The organism is Lipingzhangella halophila, assembly GCF_014203805.1.
Classification (GTDB): domain Bacteria; phylum Actinomycetota; class Actinomycetes; order Streptosporangiales; family Streptosporangiaceae; genus Lipingzhangella; species Lipingzhangella halophila.
In genome coordinates, this window is the sequence record NZ_JACHJT010000002.1 from 247,504 (window position 1) to 264,725 (window position 17,222).

The following is a 17,222-nucleotide window of genomic DNA, read 5'->3' on the forward strand; positions in this document are numbered from 1 at the left end:
TCAACCGCTCGTTTGACGAACACCCGCCGGGCCGCATCCGGGTGTCCCGCCGTGTCCGGTTCGAGCGTTCATTTTGCCGTTCATTTCCCCGTACGGTTCATCTGCCACGCACACGGCGTTTGATGAACGGGAGGCGGCCGCCATGGCGCTCATCGGCCTGGTCCGGGTCAGCACCGACAAGCAGAACACCAAGCGGCAGCGCGACGCCCTCGACCCGATCTGCCTGAAGGTGTTCGAGGAGAAGGTCAGCGGTAGGCTCGCCGCCGGCGACCGGCCCGCGCTGCTGGAGGCGCTGACCCACATCCGCGACGGCGACATGCTGACCGTCCAGGAATTCGACCGCCTCGGCCGCAACCTCCTGGAGGGACTGATCGTCCTCAACGACCTGTTCCAGCTCGGCATCGCCGTCAAGGTACTGGAGGGCATCGCCGCCGGCGAGCACACCGAACGCTCCCTGATCCTCGACCTGGCCCTCGCCCTGGCCGAAGACCGGCGCCGCGACATCGTCCGCAAGACCAACAACGGCCTGGGCGCCGCCCGCCGCCGCGGCCGCATCGGCGGGCGGCGCCCCGTGGTCGATGACGACAAGCGTGCCGCGATCCTGGCCCGCCGCCGGCGCGGAGAATCCATCCGCACCATTGCCGCCGGGGTCAAGGTCTCGGTCGGCGTCGTCCACAAGACCCTCGCAGCCGCCAAGGACTCGTAGGCCGCTCCGCGGACACCTGGGTCCGAACGGCCAGTGGCGGTAAGCCGCGGATCTATCTCTCACCACCGTCGGCGGTGAGTTCGGTGCCGGTGACGAAGCTCGATTCGTTGCTGGCCAGGAACAGGACGGCGGCGGCGATCTCCTCGGGGTGGGCGACGCGTCCCAGGGTGGTGGCGTCGGCCATCTGCTGGAGCATCGCGTCTTGGTCGTCGGGGTTGAGTCCTCGCAGTCCCGGGGTGTCGGTGGTGCCGGGGACGATGGTGTTGATGCGGATGCCCCGGGGGGATAGCTCGGCGGCCCAGACGCGGACGAACTGGCCCAGTGCTGCCTTTGAGGCTGAGTAGGCCCCGAAGTTCGGGACGCCGCGGTGGGCCGCGGACGAGCCGGTGACGACGATGCTCGCCGAGTCGTTGAGCAGGGGCAGGGCTTTCTGGACGGTGAAGACGGTGCCGCGGACATTGGTCGCGAAGGTGCGGTCGAACCCGTCGGGTGTCAGCTCGTCGAGGGCGGCGAACTCGCCTCCTCCCGCGTTAGCGAACACCACGTCGAGTCCCTGCCCGTCCAGCTTGACGCGCTCGAAGAGCTGTTCCAGGTCGGCGTTCTCGGAGACGTCGGTGCGGACCGGGACAGCGCTGGGTCCGAGGTCGCGAGCCGCGCTGTCCAGCTCGGCCTCCCGTCGTCCCGTCAGGTACACCCGTGCGCCCTCGGCGACGAACCGCCGGGCTGTCGCCAGGCCGATGCCGCTGCTTGCTCCGGTGACCAGGGCCGTCTTGCCCTTCAGCTGATCCACGGGTGCCGCCTCTCCTCAGAGTTATAGACCGATCGGATCATAACTTGTTGTGGACCGTTGCGTCTAGAACCTGGGTAGGATGAGAGGCATGGCACGTCCCAGAACGTTCGACGAGACGGCGGTGGTCGCGGCGGCCCGTGACCGGTTCTGGTCCTCGGGCTACGCCGGCACCGGCATGAGCGACCTGATGGACGCGACCGGGCTGAGCAAGGCGAGCCTGTACAACACCTTCGGCAACAAGCACACGCTCTATATGCGGGCGTTCGCCGACTACTGCAGCGGAACCCTCGACGCGATCGAGGCCGAGCTCGACGTGCCCGACGATGAGGCCGCGGGCAGGTTGTGCCGCCTCATCGAGCGTCTCGCCGACAGCCCCAGCGGTTCGGGCGGGGGACAACCGCCGCCCACGGCCTGCTTCCTGGCCAAGGCGCCCGCCGAGCTCGCTGCCCAGGATCCCGAGGTCGCGCACGCCGCGCGGCAGACCTACGGCAGGCTCGAAGAGCTCCTGGTGCGCGGCGTCGCGGCCGCTCAGCGGGCCGGCGCGGTGTCGGACTCCCACGACGCCCGCTCCATGGCGCGCCACGTCCTGGTTGCCCTGCGCGGGATCGAGGCCCTCACCTCGGCCGGCGTCGAGCACACCGTGGTCGCCGATGCTGCCGCCAGCCTCATCGAGACCGTGTTCCGAGACGCCACACCACGAAATCGTTGAGCCTCGACAGCGGACCACGTCCGCCCGGTCGATCGACTGACGCTGGTGGTTCACTTCCCCGGCTCGACGAGCGCACGCTCGCCGTCCTCGGCCCGCGCGTCACTCCCGAGGTCGTGGCCCGGCTGCGCACCCTGATCTGCCCGGCAACGGCGGCCGGGATCATGCTCGGTCTGGCCACCGACGCCGAGGCCCGCTTCCTGCGCTACTGCACCACCAGCACCGGCGCCCCGAGCAGGTCACGCTGCTCGCCGGTACCTGTAGAGCGACGGGAGAACGGCAGTGCCCTCGTGCCACGACGATGGCAGCGGTCTGGGTGCGAGCAGGGCGCCGTTCGTCGGCAGTGGTCAAGAAGCGAGGGCCACTTCCGGGCGCGCCGAAGGAGTCGTCGGCGGCGATGACTCGCTAACGCCACTGGCCGTTCGGTTACTGCTCAAGCCCCCGGTCGCCGTCCGTGCCGGCGCATCCAACCCGCCGCTCGCCCACCTGCGGCACTACCGGCCCGCCCTGTTCCGCTGACCCGCTGCATGCCGAACGAGGGCGCACCCGCGAGAGACTCGCCGCGCCGCGGTGGTTCCCCGTGGAACCGGAACAGAATAGAATCCTGTTCTATTATTGTGCGCCGGGAGTCGCGAGGAGGCAGCGGTGGGCGAACTGACGGTGACCCGCGATCCGGAAGAGCTCGGCTTCGACGCCGACCGCCTGCGCCGCATCGACAGCCATTTCGCGCGCTACGTCGACGACGGCCGGCTTCCCGGCTGGCTGGCGCTGGTGAGCCGGCGAGGGGAGATCGCGCACCTGGCGACGTACGGGGCGCGCGACGTCGCGTCCGGCGCGCCGGTCGAGAGCGACACCCTGTTCCGGATCTACTCGATGTCCAAACCCGTCACCTCGGTAGCGGCGATGCTGCTCTACGAGGAAGGGGAACTGGAACTCACCGACCCGGTCAGCCGGTTCATTCCCGCGTTCGCCGACATGCGCGTCTACCAGAACGGCATGGCCGCCAACCCGATCACCCGCCCGGCTACCGAGCCGATACGGATCTGGCACCTCCTCACACACACCTCGGGACTGACCTACGGCTTCCACCGCGTCCACGTCGTGGACCAGATCTACCGCCGGGCCGGGTTCGACCGGGGCCTGCCGCCCGATCTCGACCTCGCCGAGGCCGCCGACCGGTTCGCCGATCTCCCCCTGCTCTTCGAACCGGGGTCGCAGTGGAACTACTCCGTCGCCACCGACGTACTCGGGCGGGTGGTCGAGGCGGTGTCGGGCCAGCCGCTGGAGCGGTTCCTGGCCGAGCGGATCTTCGACCCGCTGCGCATGACCGATACCGGCTTCCACATCGAAGCGCACCAGGGCGACCGGATGGCCTCGCTGTACAACGCCGACGCGAACGGGCGCGCCGCCGCGGTCGACACCGGCGGCAGCGCCTTCCGTCCGCCCAAGGCGCCGTCCGGCGGGGGCGGGCTGATCTCCAGCGCCAGCGACTACCACCGGTTCACCCAGATGCTGCTGCGCGGCGGTGAGCTCGACGGCGTCCGTATCCTCAGCCCGCGCACGCTCGGCTACATGACCCGCAACCACCTGCCCGGCGGCGCCGACATGCAGGAGTTCGGCCGGCCGGTGTACTCCGAGGTCCCGCAGCACGGTGTCGGTTTCGGGCTCGGGTTCGCGGTGCTCCAGGACGCCGCGCGGCACCGGGTCATCGGCTCGGAGGGCGAGTTCAGTTGGGGCGGCGCCGCGAGCACCGTGTTCTGGGTCGATCCGGTCGAAGAGCTGACGGTCATCTTCTTGACCCAGCTCATCCCCTCCAGCACGCACCCGATCCGCACCAGGCTGCGGCAGCTCGTCTACCAGGCCCTGGTCGGCTGACCCGACGCGTCCCGCAACCGCGCCACCGGACTCCGGCGCCCGTCTCAGCACGTACCGGAAATGTCCCGACCTGAGACCGGGGCGCTCGACAACTGAGCGCCAACCCCATAGGTTCTCAGGATATTCTCAGGATGCCCCCGGATTACCCGCTTGGCACTGCTGCGGAAGCGAGCCGGGCGCGCGGAGTCGCCCATCCCCTGGTTGAAGGACCGCGGCTGCCCGACCGGAAGGAAGTAGATGACCACAACCTCCCAGTTCAACGCACGACGCTACTGGAACAAGCGGCTGAAGCGCGACTGGAGCCTGCACGGCGTCGGGATGGTGCAGCTCGCGCACAGCTACAACCGGTGGATGTACCGGGTGCGCCGGCAGGTGTTCCAGCGCACTGTCCGTACCTCCCGGATCGACGTGGCGCGCTCCGACGTCCTCGACATCGGGTCGGGCACCGGCTTCTACATCGACCTGTGGCAGAAACTGGGCGCTCGCCAGGTCAACGGGGTGGACATCGCCGACAGTGCGGTGGCCAAGCTCACCAAGGCGTTCCCCGGCGTCCGGTTCGAGCGCGGCGACATCTCCGAGGAACTGCCGTTCGAGCCGGCCTCCTTCGACGCCATCTCCGCGTTCGACGTCCTCATCCACGTGGTGGACGACGACAAGTACCACCAGGCGCTGCACAACATCCACGACCTGCTCAAGCCGGGCGGGACCTTCGTCTTCTCCGAGCCCTTCCCGCACGACCGGCGGGTGGGTAACGGCAAGCACCACCTGTGCCGCAGGCTCGACGAGGTGCAGGACGCCCTCGTCGAGGCCGGGTTCGAGATCGTCAGCCGGCGGCCCATGTTCTCGATCATGGCCTCGCCGGTCGACACCGCGAAGAAGTGGCGGCGCGACCTCTGGTACAAGCGGCTGGTGCCGATCCTGAACAAGCCGTTCTGGGGCGGGGCCGCCGGCGGCCTCATGTTCCCCTTCGAGCTGCTGCTCACACGCGTGAAGCGGGAAAGTGTGTCGATGGAGCTCATGGTGTGCCGCAAGCCGGCCGACTCCTGACGACCGGACAGCCCCGCTGGCCCGGAGTCCCACTCCGGGCCAGCGTGCGCGGCGATCAGTGCACGCCGAGGCGGCCCAGCACGTACCGCGCGTCGCGTCCGACGCCGCGCAGCGTGGCCGAGGAGAAGCTGCGCTGGAACTCCAGGCCCACGTACCCGAGTCCGGGCACCGTTGTGGACACCCCTTTGCGGTGCCGCGGCGCGCCGTGCTCGTCCACGGCGGGTGTTCCCTCCAGGAACCCCAACGCCGGTCGGTATCCGGTCGCCAGGATGACCGTGTCCACCGGCTCCCGCGCGCCGTCGCTCCATTCGACCCCGTCGGCGATCACGCGGGTGAACATCGGCCGCCGGTCCGGTCGGCCCGCCTCGACCGCCGCACGCTGGCGACCGTCGTCCAGCACGGGAGGCGGCAGGCGGCGCCACAGCGAGCCGAGCGGCGCGGTGTCCAGCCCGGTGCGCGTGAACCACCAGTGCATATCCCGCCCCAAGGGGCGCTGCCGCATCCAGGAGAGCGGCTTTCGGGTGGCCAGGCTGACGTCGGCGACCGCCGCGAGCTCCACCCCAATCTGCACGGCCGAGTTACCGCCGCCCACGACCACGACGCGCTGACCCGCGAAGGGTTCCGGGGACCGGTACTCCGCCGCGTGCAGCACCCGGCCACCGAACCCGTCCAGGCCGGGAAGCGCGGGCACATACGGGCGGCCGAAGCCGCCGGAGGCTACGACAACAGCGCTCGCGGCGAAGCGCTCCCCGCCGTCCGTCACGGCCGTGAGGCGGGCGTGCTCGGAATCGAGCCGCTTGACCCGGTGGCCGAAACGAATGTCGGCGTCGAGCTCCGCGGCGTAGCGCCGCAGGTAGTCGACCACCTCGTCGCGTCTCGGGTAGCGATCTCCCCCGCCAGGCAGGTTCATGCCGGGAAGGCCGGAGAACCGGTTGGGCGAGAACAGTGTGAGGCTGTCGTAGTAGTGCGGCCACGAGCCGCCGGGCTCTCCGGCCGCCTCCAGCACGATCGGCCGGACCCCGCGCCGCAGCGCGGTCCGTGCGGTTGCCAGCCCGGCCTGGCCGGCGCCGATAATCATCAGAGAGTGCACGTCAGCTCCTCGTTGTAGGTACGCGGAATCACGCCGCCCTGCGGCGGCGCCGGCGGAGACCGCTCACCGCGACGCGGTCTCCCGCCCCGGGCGGGTGAACAGGCCCGCGACAGCGCCCAGGGCGCTGACTCCCGCCAGGGCGAGGAACACAGCGGGGTAGCCCCCCAGCGGCCCCGCCAGGGCCGAGCCGGCCCATGGGGCCAGGGCGATCGCGAGCATGAGCGGGGTGTGCATGATGCCGTTGAGCGTCGCGTAGCGCTCGGCACCCCAGCGGTCGGAGACCGCGGTGGCCTGCACCAGGGTGAAGATGCCCCGAGCCATCCCCGCGAGGAGGGAGGCGGCCGCGATCGCCACGACGGGAGCGGCGACGACGCCGAGCAGGCCGGTCGTCGCGGCGGCCGCGGCGAGCACCACCACCAGCCGGGACACCGGGCCGCTACAGCGCTCCAGCGGCATGTAGACAAGCCGGCCCAGCACCTGGCCGATGCCGCCGATGCCGAGTGCCCACGCGGCGGTTGTCGCGTCGATCCCCCGGGCATCCAGCAGCGGGACAAGATTCACAATGACGGCGTAGACCGCGAACGCTCCAAGGGAGACCGCGGCGGTCAGCGCGAGAAACGCTCGGCTGGCGACAATGGGCCCGACGGAGCTGGCCGCCGCGCGCCCGGCTCCTGTGCCGCGCACGCTGCGCCACACCGGAGTCAGCGCGAAGGCGTGCAGCGGGATCACAACGGCGACCATGATGAGCGCCAGCACCACGTAGGCCCCGCGCCACCCCAGCGCCGAGCCCAGTGCCTCGGCCAGCGGAGCGAAGATTGTGCTCGACAGCCCGGCCACCAGGGTCAACACGGTCAGCGCGCGCACGCGGCGCGCCCCGAACCAGTGGGTGATCGCGGCGAACGCCGGCGGGTAGAGCAGCCCGGCCATCGCCACCCCGGCGGCCAGCCACGCCAGGGTGAAGACCGGCAGGCTGGGCGCCGCGGCGATCGCCCCCGCCGCCACGGCCCCCAGCACGGCAGCGGCGGTCATGACCGAGCGCGGCCCCGAGCGTTCCATCCACCGCCCGACTGGCGCCCCGCCGAGACCGGCCACCACCTGCGCGGCGGAGAACGCGGCCGTCATGTGGACCAGGGACCAGCCGGTGTCGTCCCTGGCCATGGGGGCGAGTACGGGGAAGGCGTAGTAGAGCACCCCGTAGCTCGTGGTGACGGTGACGCACAGAGCGGCGAGAGCCCAGCGCGCCCGCGGATCGGCCTCGCCGAGCCGCTCGGGCGCGCCGCCCACCGCCGGCCGGCGCCTCACGCGCTGGCTGGCCGCGTGCCCGCCAGTTCGACCGGTTCGGGGGTACCGCAACAGCCGTCCTCCTCAGCGGTGGGGACTCCGTCGGCGATCCCCGACCCCGCGCACACCCCGGTTTCGGGCAGGGTCAGCTCCACCCGCGACGCGGCCGCGTGGTCGCCCGCGATCTCGGCGGCGATGCTGCGCACCTGCTCGTAGCCGGTGAGCGCGAGGAAGGTCGGGGCGCGGCCGTAGGACTTCATACCGGCAAGGTAGAACCCCTGTTCGGGATGGGACAGCTCAGCGGCGCCGTGCGGGTAGACGGTGCCGCACGAGTGCACGTTGGGGTCGATCAGCGGAGCCAGCGCGACCGGCGCCTGCAACGTGGTGTCCAGGCCCAGCCGTATCTCGCCCAGCCAGGACAGGTCCGGGCGGAACCCGGTCAGCGCCACGACCCGGCGCACCGGGTCGAGCTCCCGTCCGCTGTCGTCGACCAGCACGGCGCCGGCTTCCGTGGTGCGTACCTCGGCGACGCGGAACCCGGTCACCACCCGCACGCGGCCCGACTCGACCGCTTCCTTCGCGCGCGTTCCCAGGGCGCCGCGCGCCGCGAGCTGGTCGGCGTCGCCGCCGCCGAACGCGTCGCCGATCTCGCCCCGGCGCAGCACCCACACCACCCGGGTTCCGGGGTGGCGCTCGGCCAGTTCGGCCAGCGAGACCAGGGCGGTCAGCGCCGAGTGCCCCCGGCCGACCACAGCGGTGGCCTCACCGGCGTACCGTGCCCGCTGCGTCTCGTCGGCAAGGTCGGGGATCCGGTAGGTGATCCGGTCGGCGGCCGCCTCCTCGCCGAGGGCGGGCAGCCCGTCGCCGCCCAGCGGGTTGGGGGCGCCCCAGGTGCCCGAGGTATCGACCACCGCGCGGGCGAGGACGCGCTCCTCCCCGCCGGCGGCCTCCCGGAGCCGCACCGTGAACGGCTCGGCCGTGCGGTCGGCGTCGACCACCCGCCCGCGACCGCGCCGGCTCACCCCGATGACCTCGGCCCCGAAGCGCACCCGGGTTCCGAGTGCCGCTGCGAGCGGCTCCAGGTAGCTGCTCACCCACTCAGCACCGGTGGGGTAGGCGCTGTCGTCGGGCCGCCGCCAGCCGGTCGCCGCGAGCAGCGCCTCCGCGGCCGGGTCGATGAGGTCCCGCCACGTCGAGAACAGCCGGACGTGGCCCCACTCGGCCACCGCGGCGCCGGCGGTTCTCCCCTTTTCCAGCACCATCACAGGGAGGCCCTGGCGGTCCAGCTCCGCCGCGGTCGCGAGCCCTGTGGGCCCGGCGCCGATCACCACGACCGGATTCCCGTCAACCATAAGATCCTCTTTCATCGATGTCTGTCGATTGAAAGTGACTTTATCGATGAAGATCGATGGACGCAAGCATCGATCTGGGTCGATAATGGGGGCATGACGTTGACGACGCCGCCCGTGCCCGAGACCGCGCCGCTGAGCTCAGGCGACGCCGAGACCTACGCCTCCTGGTTCGCCAGCCTCGCCGAGCCCACCCGGGTCCGGCTGCTGCACAGCATCGCCTCGCGCCCGACACCGGTCAGTGTCGGCGAGCTCGCCGAGGCGCTCGGCATCGGCCAGCCCACGGTCTCGCACCACCTGCGCAAGCTGGCCGAGGTCGGCTTCGTCACGTTGACCCGAGAGGGCACCTCCACCCGGGTCGCCATCAACCCGGCGTGCTGCACCGGCCTGCCACACGCCGCCGACGCCGTGATGGGCATGGTGGCCGCCCGCCCCTGCTGCCCCACCGACCTGCCCGACGACGTCTCGGTGCGGGCGATGCGGCCCGACGACATCGATGCCGTGCGCCGGATCTACGCCGAGGGAATCGCCACCGGAAACGCCACCTTCGAGACCGAGGTCCCCGAATCGGCCACGCTTCTCGCGCAATGGCTACCCGACCACCGGTGGGTGGCCGAGATCAACGGGGAGGTGGCCGGGTGGGCCGCGGCCACCCCCACCTCGTCCCGCGAGGTCTACGCCGGGGTGGCCGAGACCTCCGTCTACGTCGCCGAGGCGGCCCGCGGGCGCGGGGTCGGCAAGACGCTGATCCACACGCAGGTCACCGAGGCCGACCGCCGGGGCCTGTGGACCCTGCAGACCTCGATCTTCCCCGAGAACAAGGCCAGCCTCGCCCTGCACCACATGGCCGGCTTCCGGACACTGGGCGTCCGCGAGCGCATCGCCCGGCACCACGGGCAATGGCGCGACACCGTCATGCTGGAGCGCCGCGCCGGCTGCGACCACAGCACCGAGCCCGCCGAGTGCACGTGCTGACGCACCGCACCCCGCGGCCCCGCCAGCGCGTTCCGGGCGCCAACCGAGTCGGATAGGCTACGGCCGGCCGACACGCTGCCGGCTGGCCACGCCGGAAAATCGAAGTCACGCGACCGCGGGCGGCGCCCGCGACATCCACGCCGGGAGGCCGCATGGGTAAGTCGGGAGTCCCGATACTCCTTGTCATCTGGTTGATCGTTGGCGCCGTGATCGCCGGTCAACGGGGCTACTTCAGCGGCGGCGAGGAGAGCTGCGCCTCGATCGGCAGTGCCGTCATCACGGTCGTCGCCGGGCCCCTCAACCTCTTGGGCCTCAGCCCCGAGATCGAGTGCCCCGACCTCTCGGAGGCCCAGCAACCGGCGCAGTGACCGGGTGGGGCGCGGCACCCCCGCTTCGGGCCACGCGCCAGGACCGGACGGCCGCGTACCACAGCAGGGCGAGCACGGCCGTGGTGGCGACGTGCCAGGGCAGCCGCCACCACGACGGTTCCGCATTGGAGGGCTCTCCAGCGGTGGCGGCGTGCTCGCCGTCGGCCGTCTGCGACCACACCAGGAAGGCGTCGCCCACCGGCAGCAGTCCGCCCGCGTAACGGCGCTTCCCACCGAACTCGACGGCCATGCCGGTCGCCTCGGCCAGCCCGGTGAGCTCCGCGGCGCTTTGCTCGTCGTCGAAGAGGACCGCGTCGCCAAGCGCGACGGCGCTCGCCGACGCCGACAGTCCCAGGACGAGCGGCCCGGAGTCGACATCGCCCGGGGAGTCGTCCCCGGCCGGGTGCTCGCGGATTCCGGGCACCATGGTGATCTCGGAGCCGAACCGGGCCCGGAAGGTTCGGTAGTCCCGTGCCGCCCATTCCGGGTCGACCTCGGCGAGAAAGCGCAGCAGCAGGCTCTGCGAGCTTCCCCGCGCGCCCTCCACCGGCTTCCCGCTCTCCGGGTCGACGGCGTGGGGAATCAGGCCGGTCCGCGGGTCGAGGTGGTCGCGAACGGCACCGGTCCACCGTTCCACCGTCGCGTCGTGGCTGTCCGTGCCGTGCAGCCGGTCGTCCTGGCGCAGCGCCGCGACGGCCACCACGCTGTCCACGGGCCATGCCTGGCCGGGGTAGGCGGTGAGGTAGGGCGTACCGGAGTCCAGCGCGGCATCGAACGCATCCCGCAAGACGGCTGTTTCGGAGCGCAGTGCCTCGGCCTCGGCGGCGGCGTCCTGCGGCCCGCCGGCCAGCTCGACGATCCTCCCCCGCAGCCAGGCGGTCCAACCGGCGTGGTACACGCCGTGCGGCGGATCGGCCTCCTGGGGGAAGGGCGCGGTGCCCGCGGGTGCTTCCAACCGCTCCAGCGCCCAGCGGGCCTCGCGGAGCGCACGGTCGCGCTCTCCGGGCTGCAGCATGCCCACGTTGACCCAGCTGAGCCCGTAGAGGGCGTGCGTGAAGAAGTAGCCCTCTGGGAAGAGCTCCTGCATCCGCTCCCCCGCGTCCGCCTCCAGTTCCGCGCGCAGGAACGCGAGCCGCGGCAGGGCGTCGGCGGCGATCTCGGCACGGGGCTGCTGCAGGGGCGAGGGGGTGTACGACCGGGCTGTCGACACGGCGACGACGCTGGTCGCCGCGAGCGCGACAACGCCGAGCACGGCCGCTGACACCACGCGCCACCGCGGCCGGGGGAAGCGGAAGGATCGCGGGCGCACGCCACGATCATCGCAGTGCCGCGGCGGGTCCGCCATACCACCGTTCGGTGAACACGCGCCCGCACGCCAGGGGCGTCCGGAAGACCAGCACGGAACCGCCGGTCAACGGCCCACCCCGGGCACGGTCCAGAGCAGGCTGCGTGGCGGTGCCGTCCCGCACCGCCACGCCCGCGGCGCGTTCCTCAGAACCCGTCCTCGCCGCAGCTCTTGAGCCACCTGCCGCTCTGTGTGAGGTGGTTGGTGTTGTAGAAGTCCACGCCCGCCTCAAGCTGGGCGCCCCACGCGGCTTCTCGGGGCGCACCCTGGCACTTGTCCTCCCAGGCGAAGCACGGACGGAAGCCGTCCCCACCGGGGACGAGGCGGTCTCCGCCAGGGACTCCCGCCCTTTCCTTGCCGTCGGGGGCTCCCCAGAACCTCGTCGTCATGCCCGAGGCATGCGCCTGCTCGACCACCTCGTTGAGCTCCTGCTGCTCCTCGTCGCTGATCTCGTAGTCGCCGTCCTTGTCGCCACACGCGCCCTCGCCCCACTCGCCGTTGAGCATGCTGAAGTGCTGGGCGTAGACCCTGTCGTAGTCGGGGCTGGAGAAGTTGACCTTGTCGGGCAGGGTGCAGTCGGGACCCGGCTCGATGTCGAAGGTGGCGTTGTCAGGCTGGTAACCCACGAGGTCGTCGGGCGGGGCCCCGCCACTGAAGACCACCTCGACACCCGGCGGTAGGTCCTCGACCTGGTCGAACGCGGCCTCGTAGGCGCGCCGCCGGTCGCTGTCCGGGCCCTCCTCGCCGTCTTCGGAGGGCTCGTCCTTGATCTCGACGACGAGCTGGAACGGTTCGTCGCGGCCGGAGTAGATATCACCGCCGTTCTCCTCGGCCCGTTCTATCAGCGGCTCCGTGTACAGGGTCTCTAGGTTTCCCTCAGCCGGTTCGTACTCGTCGTGCTTGACCCAGAGTTCACCGTCGCCACCGACCCACACGTCAGCTTCAACGCTGACGGCACCGTTGTCCAGCGCGTCGTCAAGCGGGGTTCCGTTCTCGTAGTCGTTGTGCGCGTGCAGGCCCTCGATCCACTCGGTGTCGGGGTCCGGGCACCCCGGCTTCTCGATCGGCGGACGCGCGGGTGCCGTAGGACTGAGGTCGGGGTCCGGCTCGTCGTCCCAGGGCCAGGACGGATCGGGCCACGCCCCGGCCTCGTACTCGGAGCAGTCCTCGCCTCCGGTGACCCGGCAGATCGCGGACTCGCAGAAAGCCACCACGCGACCGGGGATGTCGGCCAGCAGCAGGCCACCGAATATGGCGGCCACGAGGGCCAGAACGCCCCCGTACTCGACAGCGGACGCTGCCCGCTCACCACGCCCCACCCAACGCATCGCGCCGCCCTTTCCCGCAGTGCCCGAGAGGCGAGCCTTGTGGGCTACCGGAACCTCCGAATACCCGTTGGACACTAACGGCGGCCCCGAAGGGCGCAAAGGGCCCATAGACCCAATACGGGGCCCAGACTGCCCGGCGGCCGCACCGGAGACCGCGGCCCGCAGCGCCTGCTGTGGGCTATGCCGATGGGCATAGGCACCCGATGGCGAAGAGCTGATGTGCCGCACACCGGAAGATTCCTACGGTGCCCGCACTACCGGAACTTCAAAAGGGGGCGCCGCTGTGCTGGCAGTACGGAACCTGACGAAACGCTACGGCGACACGACCGCCGTCGACGGGCTGACCTTCGACGTTCAGCCGGGCCGGGTCACGGGATTCCTCGGACCCAATGGGGCCGGGAAGTCGACCACGATGCGCACGATCCTCGGACTCGACCGCCCTACCTCGGGTGAGGCACTGGTGAACGGACGCCCTTACGCGCAGCACTCGTCACCCGTGCGGGAGATCGGCGCCCTGCTGGACGCGCGGGCGGTGCATCCGGGCCGCAGCGCGCACGCGCACCTCCTGGCCATGGCGCGCGCCTGCGGCATCCCCAAGGCCCGGGTGGCTGACGTGCTCGACCTGGTGGGCCTGGCCGGCGCCGCCGGCAAGCGAGCGGGAGAGTTCTCGCTCGGTATGGGGCAACGCCTGGGCATCGCCGAGGCACTGATGGGCGATCCCGGGATCCTGGTACTCGACGAGCCGGTCAACGGGCTCGACCTCGACGGGGTCCGGTGGGTGCGCGACCTGATGCGCGACCTGGCTGACGAGGGCCGCACCGTGTTCGTGTCCAGCCACCTCATGAGCGAGCTGCAGATAGTCGCCGACCACCTGGTGATCATCGGGCGGGGCCGGCTCATCACGGAGGCCCCCATGGCCGACGTGATCGCCGCGTGGTCCAACACGCACGTGGTCGTGCGCACCCCCGACCCCGGGGCGCTCGCCGCGCACCTGAAACGCGCGGACGAACCCGGCCGGACGGTCCGGATCGAGCACGGCGACGACGGTGAGCTGCTGGTATACGGGCTCACCGCGGAGGACGTCGGCGACATCGCCTACGGAGCGGGCACGCGGGTACACGGCCTGCGCCGCGAGGAAGCGTCCCTGGAGCAGGCGTACCTGGAGATCACCGAGACATCCGTCGAGTACGGCGCCCGCGCGGGTGACCAGGAGAAGGAGCACCAGTGAGCACGCTGACACCGGCCCGCACACCCGCCGGCCCGCCACCGGCCGGAAGCCAGCTCGCCCGGGCGGTCGCCTCCGAGTGGACCAAACTGGGCTCCGTCCGGTCCACGTGGTGGTGCGTGGCGGCGGCCGTCGCCGGGATGGTCGTCTTCGCCATCCTCATGGGGTACACGATGGCGTCGAGCATCGACGACGACCCGGCCGCCGCGAGCGACCAGTCGTTCACCCGGGCCACCTCGCAGGGGGTCTTCTACCTGATGCAGCTCGCCATCGTCGCGCTGGCCGCGCTGGCCGGCGCGGGCGAGTTCACCAACCGCAGCATCACCGCCACCCTGCGCTGGATCCCGAACCGTGGCCAGGTGCTAGCCGCCCGCACTCTGGTCACCGCCGTGCTCGCGTTCGTGACCGGAGTGGCGGCCGCGGCCCTGGCGATCACCGTCATCGGGCTGTCCGTCGGCGCCGAGATCGGGGTGGACACGGGGGAGGCCGTGCGCACGAGCCTGGGCGTCGGCACATGCATGGCACTGTTCGCGGCGATGTTCGTCGGTGTCGGGACCGCGCTGCGCAGCATCGCCGGCACGATCGTCGTGGGTTTCCTGCTGCTGCTGGGGTTCCCGCTGGTCCTGCAGCTCTCCAACGTGCAGTTCCTGAACGACCTGGCCGGCTACCTGCCCAGCCTGGCCGGCATCGAGTTCTACGCCGCGGGCGACGCGGGCTTCTACACCGCCCCGCACGACGGCGCCGTCAACGTGTCCTCCGTGATCGGGTGGACGGCCGCCGCCCTCATCATCGGGTACGCGGAGCTGCGGGCGCGCGACGCGTGAGCGGCGGAGCTGGGTCCCCGGCAGTGCCGGGGACCCAGCTCCGCCGCACCGCCCCCTCCACGGACGCCGCTCAGTCGATGAACTCGACCTCGGGGTACTCCTCGGATGGGCCGTCGAGGAGCGGCTGCTCCTCGCCCCGCAGGTACACGTCGAAGAACGCCGTGATGTGGGCCCGCTGCGCGGCCACACTTCGCTCCGGGGCGATCGTGCCTATCGACGCTTCCATCGCCTCCCATTCGTTGTTGTCCGGCCGCAGTCCCGCGTCGATCTGCGGGAGCAGCCACTGGGCGTCCATGAAGCTCATGTGCTCGGCCTCAGGCAGGTACAGCTCCATGGTCTCCCCGGAGAGCTCCCGGAACCGTTCGTAGTCGTGGCTGTGCTCGCTGGTATGCGGGTGTTCAACCGCCCCGCCACTCATTCCGCCGGCCATGATCATGAAGGGCCGGTCCACTCCCCGGGTGGTCGCCTCCGCCCACACCTCGTCCCCGACGTGGTAGGCCACGCTGCCGTCGAGGTCGATTCCGGCGTCGACGCGTTCGTCGCCGACCATCAGCTCGGCCGCCGTGAAGCCGCCCATCGAGTGGCCGAACATCCCCACGGTCGAGAGGTCCAACGCCTCGCCCAGGTCATTGGGAAGCGTCGCGTCCGACACGTCGGGGTTGTCCCCGTTGGAAATGCCGGTCAGGGCGTCGAGGACAAGCTCGGCGTCGGCGATACGAGCCGGGACCGCGGCCCGACCGATCTCGGTGTGGGTCTGGTCATCAAGGGGCGCACGACCGCGCAGCACCCGCCCGTCAGGGAACTCCACCGCGTCCGTCTCGTAGGGGTGGTCGATGGCCGCCACGACATAGCCGTGGCTCGCCAGCTCCTCCACCTGCGCCGTCGCCAGGTGGCGGGATTGCTCGAAGCCCGGGGAGTACAGCACCACCGGCAGGGACTCCGGCTCCCCCGCGGCATCCGCGCCGCTGACCGCGTGGGTCGTCGCGCCGAGGAGGTCGACCGAGTCGCGAGGGAGCCCTGCTTGTTCGAGCGTCGCCCCCGCGATGTAGTCCGCCATCGCCTCGGACAGGTACGGCGCCCTGTCTTCGCCGCCCGCGTTGTCCTTCGCCGGGTACCAGACAGTGGCCATGATCTCGCGCTGGCCGGTGTCCGGCGCCCACGGGTGGTCACGGGACTCGTCGACCAGGTGCAGGTCGACCTGCCCGATGTCGTGCGGACCGCTGGGCTCGGGCACGGACAGCTGGATTGGCTCGGGGTAGGTGACCGCGGCGACCACGGGCGGTACGGCGCACGCCGCCGCGAGGATGACCGCGGCGGCCGAGTAGTAGAGGGGCCGGTACCCGCGCATGGAGAATCTCGTTGTTTCGACCATGCGTCGATCGTCACGAGCGGGCCCCTCCGCACGCATCACCCAAGAGCGTTCGCTGCCCTATCCCGATGTGCATAGGCGCGTGGGGATCGGACCGGCTCAGAAGCCGCTGACCAGACCCGCCTCGTAGGCGACGATGGCGGCCTGCACCCGGTTGCGCACATCGAGGCGGGCGAGGATGGAACCCACGTGCACCTTGGCCGTCCCGGACACGATGCCGAGGCGGCCGGCGATCTGGTCGTTGGACAACCCCTCACCGATCAGGGCCAGCACCTCCCGCTCCCGGGCGGACAATGGCGCGACCCGCTCCCGGGCCGCAGCGCCGCGCGACATCCGCCCGCCGGCGTTGGACGTGTCGAGTTCGGCGATGACCCGCTGTGCCACCTCCGGCGAGAGGTAGGCGCCGCCGTTGGCGACCGCGCGCAGCCCGGAGACCAGATCGCGGGGGTCACCGGTCTTGAGCACGAACCCGTTGGCGCCACCGCTCAACGCCCGGGCGATGTAGGCGTCCTCGGAGAATGTGGTCAGGATGACCACCCCGGTCTCCGGAAACCCGGCCGTGATGGTCTCCGTCGCGGTGAGGCCGTCGGTGCCGGGCATCTGCACGTCCAGTAGCGCGATATCCGGGCGGTGCTGGCGAACCAGGTCGATGGCGGCGTCGCCGTCCGCGGCCTGGCCAACGACCTCGACGCCCGGGGCGGCCGACAGGATGGCTGCCATGCCCACTCGAACCATCTGCTCGTCGTCCGCGAGAACCACGCGCACCGGCGGCTGGTCTTCGGTCGGCTCACCCACGTGCCACAGCATAAGCGGCGGGCACGGTGCGGGCCGCACATGCCGCATTGGCTCGTGCGGCCCTCGTCCCGGTTCGGGCACAGCGGCGCACGCCCAACCCGGGTCACCCGCACCCGGCACAGCGAAACGCGATCACCCTCTCGTGTCCG

At 71.3% G+C, this 17,222-nt stretch carries 16 protein-coding genes; 8 read left to right on the top strand and 8 right to left on the bottom strand.

The annotated features are described in order from the left end of the window. Positions 1 to 142: 142 nt before the first annotated feature. A complete protein-coding gene (locus tag F4561_RS28125; protein WP_184584673.1) occupies positions 143 to 706 on the top strand; it encodes a recombinase family protein in 564 nt (187 codons plus the stop codon). A 52-nt stretch (positions 707 to 758) separates the two neighbouring features. On the opposite strand, the gene F4561_RS28130 is transcribed toward F4561_RS28125, so the two are convergent. Continuing rightward, a complete protein-coding gene (locus tag F4561_RS28130) occupies positions 759 to 1,496 on the bottom strand; it encodes an SDR family NAD(P)-dependent oxidoreductase (protein ID WP_184584675.1) in 738 nt (245 codons plus the stop codon). A gap of 88 nt (positions 1,497 to 1,584) precedes the next feature. On the opposite strand from F4561_RS28130, the gene F4561_RS28135 reads away from it, so the two are divergent. From F4561_RS28135 to F4561_RS28145, 3 genes are all read left to right on the top strand, one after another. Continuing rightward, positions 1,585 to 2,205 carry a TetR/AcrR family transcriptional regulator gene (locus F4561_RS28135; protein ID WP_184584677.1) on the top strand — a complete coding sequence of 207 codons (621 nt, stop codon included), beginning with the start codon at positions 1,585 to 1,587 and terminating at the stop codon, positions 2,203 to 2,205. Between the two features lie 642 nt (positions 2,206 to 2,847). Beyond that, entirely contained in the window at positions 2,848 to 4,077 is a 1,230-nt protein-coding gene (locus F4561_RS28140) for a serine hydrolase domain-containing protein (RefSeq protein WP_184584680.1), read from the top strand. A 237-nt stretch (positions 4,078 to 4,314) separates the two neighbouring features. Continuing rightward, on the top strand, positions 4,315 to 5,124 hold the full coding sequence (locus F4561_RS28145) for a class I SAM-dependent methyltransferase (RefSeq protein ID WP_184584682.1): 810 nt from the start codon (positions 4,315 to 4,317) through the stop codon (positions 5,122 to 5,124). Between the two features lie 55 nt (positions 5,125 to 5,179). On the opposite strand, the gene F4561_RS28150 is transcribed toward F4561_RS28145, so the two are convergent. From F4561_RS28150 to F4561_RS28160, 3 genes are all read right to left on the bottom strand, one after another. Continuing rightward, entirely contained in the window at positions 5,180 to 6,202 is a 1,023-nt protein-coding gene (locus F4561_RS28150; protein WP_184585329.1) for a flavin-containing monooxygenase, read from the bottom strand. Between the two features lie 75 nt (positions 6,203 to 6,277). Continuing rightward, positions 6,278 to 7,498 (bottom strand): MFS transporter, encoded by a 1,221-nt coding sequence (locus tag F4561_RS28155; protein ID WP_184584684.1) that lies wholly within the window; start codon positions 7,496 to 7,498, stop codon positions 6,278 to 6,280. Positions 7,499 to 7,512: 14 nt separating this feature from the next. After that, entirely contained in the window at positions 7,513 to 8,847 is a 1,335-nt protein-coding gene (locus F4561_RS28160) for an FAD-dependent oxidoreductase (RefSeq protein ID WP_184584686.1), read from the bottom strand. 93 nt (positions 8,848 to 8,940) lie between these two features. Here F4561_RS28160 and F4561_RS28165 point away from each other — a divergent pair, with 93 nt between their 5' ends. Then, positions 8,941 to 9,819: a helix-turn-helix domain-containing GNAT family N-acetyltransferase gene (locus F4561_RS28165; protein WP_184584688.1), complete on the top strand. Its 879-nt coding sequence runs from the start codon at positions 8,941 to 8,943 to the stop codon at positions 9,817 to 9,819. A 152-nt stretch (positions 9,820 to 9,971) separates the two neighbouring features. Further along, the gene (locus tag F4561_RS28170; RefSeq protein ID WP_184584690.1) at positions 9,972 to 10,187 is read left to right on the top strand and encodes a hypothetical protein; all 216 of its coding nucleotides are present in this window, start codon (positions 9,972 to 9,974) and stop codon (positions 10,185 to 10,187) included. Here F4561_RS28170 and F4561_RS28175 read toward each other — a convergent pair. Together F4561_RS28175 and F4561_RS28180 are read right to left on the bottom strand one after the other, a co-directional pair. Beyond that, complete coding sequence (locus F4561_RS28175; RefSeq protein WP_184584692.1) at positions 10,132 to 11,496, bottom strand: hypothetical protein; 1,365 nt, start codon at positions 11,494 to 11,496, stop codon at positions 10,132 to 10,134. The genes F4561_RS28170 and F4561_RS28175 overlap by 56 nt on opposite strands. A 182-nt stretch (positions 11,497 to 11,678) precedes the next feature. Beyond that, entirely contained in the window at positions 11,679 to 12,860 is a 1,182-nt protein-coding gene (locus F4561_RS28180; protein ID WP_184584694.1) for a PI-PLC domain-containing protein, read from the bottom strand. Positions 12,861 to 13,143: 283 nt separating this feature from the next. Between F4561_RS28180 and F4561_RS28185 the strand changes: the two genes are divergently transcribed. After that, the gene (locus tag F4561_RS28185) at positions 13,144 to 14,088 is read left to right on the top strand and encodes an ABC transporter ATP-binding protein (protein ID WP_184584696.1); all 945 of its coding nucleotides are present in this window, start codon (positions 13,144 to 13,146) and stop codon (positions 14,086 to 14,088) included. Beyond that, positions 14,085 to 14,909, top strand: coding sequence for an ABC transporter permease (locus F4561_RS28190; RefSeq protein WP_312885676.1), 825 nt, complete (start codon positions 14,085 to 14,087; stop codon positions 14,907 to 14,909). Before F4561_RS28185 ends, F4561_RS28190 begins: the two co-directional genes overlap by 4 nt. Before the next feature lie 70 nt (positions 14,910 to 14,979). On the opposite strand, the gene F4561_RS28195 is transcribed toward F4561_RS28190, so the two are convergent. Both F4561_RS28195 and F4561_RS28200 read right to left on the bottom strand, forming a co-directional pair. Further along, positions 14,980 to 16,281, bottom strand: a complete 1,302-nt coding sequence (locus F4561_RS28195) for an alpha/beta hydrolase family protein (protein WP_184584698.1) — start codon at positions 16,279 to 16,281, stop codon at positions 14,980 to 14,982. 96 nt (positions 16,282 to 16,377) lie between these two features. Beyond that, positions 16,378 to 17,073: a response regulator gene (locus tag F4561_RS28200; protein WP_312885678.1), complete on the bottom strand. Its 696-nt coding sequence runs from the start codon at positions 17,071 to 17,073 to the stop codon at positions 16,378 to 16,380. Positions 17,074 to 17,222: the final 149 nt, after the last annotated feature.